General features: G+C 71.1%; 3 protein-coding genes. All 3 read left to right on the top strand.

The features are described from left to right. On the top strand, positions 1–930 hold a 930-nt coding region (locus ACFV4N_RS43045), incomplete at its 5' end, for a carbohydrate ABC transporter permease (RefSeq protein ID WP_499678469.1). After that, entirely contained in the window at positions 927–1,760 is an 834-nt protein-coding gene (locus tag ACFV4N_RS43040) for a carbohydrate ABC transporter permease (protein WP_499678468.1), read from the top strand. The genes ACFV4N_RS43045 and ACFV4N_RS43040, both read left to right, overlap by 4 nt. 2 nt (positions 1,761–1,762) lie before the next feature. Next, positions 1,763–2,155: hypothetical protein (locus ACFV4N_RS43035; RefSeq protein ID WP_499678467.1), on the top strand; the 393-nt coding region annotated here is incomplete at its 3' end.

The following is a 2,155-nucleotide window of genomic DNA, read 5'->3' as shown; positions in this document are numbered from 1 at the left end:
CGGGTCGGGTACGACCCGCCGCCGACGGCCGCGCGCACCGGGCGCCGGGGGCGGGGCCAGGGCGTCGCCTACCTGTTCCTGTCGCCGTGGATCGTCGGGGCGGTGCTGCTGACCATCGGCCCGATGATCGCCTCCCTGTACCTGTCGTTCACCGACTACGACCTGTTCGGCGAACCGGACTGGGTGGGCGTCGACAACTACGTCACCATGTTCACCGGCGACGAGCGGTTCTGGCACGCCGCGTGGACCACCACCAAGTACGTGCTGCTCTCCGTGCCGCTCAAGCTCGCCCTGGCACTGGCGGTCGCGCTGCTGCTCAACCGGCCCCGCCGAGGGGTGGGCCTGTACCGGTCGGCGTTCTACGCGCCGTCGCTGCTGGGCGCGAGCGTGAGCGTGGCGCTGGCGTGGCGGGCGCTGTTCTCCACCGACGGCACCGTCGACGGGGTGCTCGCCCGGCTCGGCGTCGACACCGGCGGCTGGGTCGACCAGCCCCAGTACGCGCTGCTCACCCTGGTGGCGCTGGCCGTGTGGCAGTTCGGCGCGCCCATGGTGATCTTCCTGGCCGGTCTGAAGCAGGTGCCGCGCGAGCTGTACGAGGCGGCGGCCATCGACGGCGCGGGCCCGGCGCGGCGGTTCTTCAGCGTCACGCTGCCGATGCTCACGCCGGTGATCCTGTTCAACCTCGTGCTGGAGACCATCAACGCCTTCCAGGCCTTCACCGGCGCGTTCGTGGTCAGCAGCGGGCGCGGCGGTCCCAGCGACTCGACCCTGCTCTACCCGCTGTACCTGTACCAGCGCGGGTTCACCGACTTCCGGATGGGCTACGCCTCGGCCATGGCGTGGGTGCTGCTGGTCGTGGTGGCGCTGCTGACCGCCCTGGTGTTCCGCAGCTCCAAGCGCTGGGTGTTCTACGCGGGGGAGGACCGGTGACGCGGTCGAGGAAGGTCCTGTGGCACGTCGTGGTGATCGGCGCGCTGCTGGTGCTGCTGTACCCGCTGGTGTGGCTGGTGTCCACCTCGTTCAAACCCGCCACCGAGGTGCTGTCCGCGCTGTCGCTGCTGCCGCGGGAGCCGACCGGGGACAACTACGCCCAGGTGTTCGACGGCGTGGGCGAGTTCGGCGTGCTGCACTACTTCTGGAACTCCCTGCTGGTCTCCGTCGGCGCGGTGGCCGGCAACGTGGCGTCGTGCTCGCTGGCGGCCTACGCGTTCGCGCGCCTGCACTTCCGCGGCCGAGGACCGCTGTTCGGCTTCATGATGATCACCATCATGCTGCCCCACCACGTGGTGCTGATCCCGCAGTACGTCATCTTCCAGCAGATGGACGTGGTCAACACGTTCTGGCCCCTGGTGCTGCCCAAGTTCCTGGCCACCGACGCGTTCTTCATCTTCCTCATGGTGCAGTTCATCCGCACCCTGCCGCGCGAGCTGGACGAGGCGGCCACCCTGGACGGCTGCGGACCGGTGGGCACCTTCCGGCACGTGATCCTGCCGCTGCTGCGGCCGGCGCTGATCACCACCGCGATCTTCAGCTTCATCTGGGCCTGGAACGACTTCTTCTCGCAGCTGATCTACCTCAACGACGCGGAGAAGTTCACCCTGCCGCTGGCGCTGCAGCTGTTCATCGACCAGGCGACCGAGTCGGCGTTCGGGCCGATGTTCGCCATGTCGGTGCTGGCGCTGCTGCCCATCGGGTTGTTCTTCCTGGCATTCCAGCGTTTCCTGGTCGACGGTGTGGCGACCTCCGGGCTGAAGGGGTAGCGATGAACGCGTGGGCGCGCCCGCTGGCGCTGCTGGCCGAGGTGCTGCTGATCGGGGTGCTGGTGTGCCTGGCGGCGTTGCCGCTGGTCACGGCGGTGCCCGCGCTGGCGGCGGGAGCGGTGCTGCTGCGGGAGCTGGTCGAGGGCGGCCGCACGCCGACCGCGCGGCGCTTCGCCGTCCTGCTGGGACGGGCCGTGCGCGACCCGGTGGCCGTGCTCGCGCCGCTCGCCGTGCTCGTGGTCGGCGCGCTGGACCTGCTCGCCCTGGCCGGCGGGCTGCCCGGCGCGGCGGTCCTGGGGCCGGCGATCGGCCTGGCGCTGGCCGCCGCGGCGCTGGTGCTGCTGCGCACCGCGGCCCGGTGGTCGCCGGGCGAGCGCTGGGCCGCGCTGCTCGCC

This window comes from Actinosynnema sp. NPDC059797 (assembly GCF_042732085.1).
Taxonomy (GTDB): domain Bacteria; phylum Actinomycetota; class Actinomycetes; order Mycobacteriales; family Pseudonocardiaceae; genus Actinosynnema.
The sequence above is the reverse complement of the archived record's forward strand: the minus strand, read 5'-3'. Positions and strand labels throughout refer to the sequence as shown.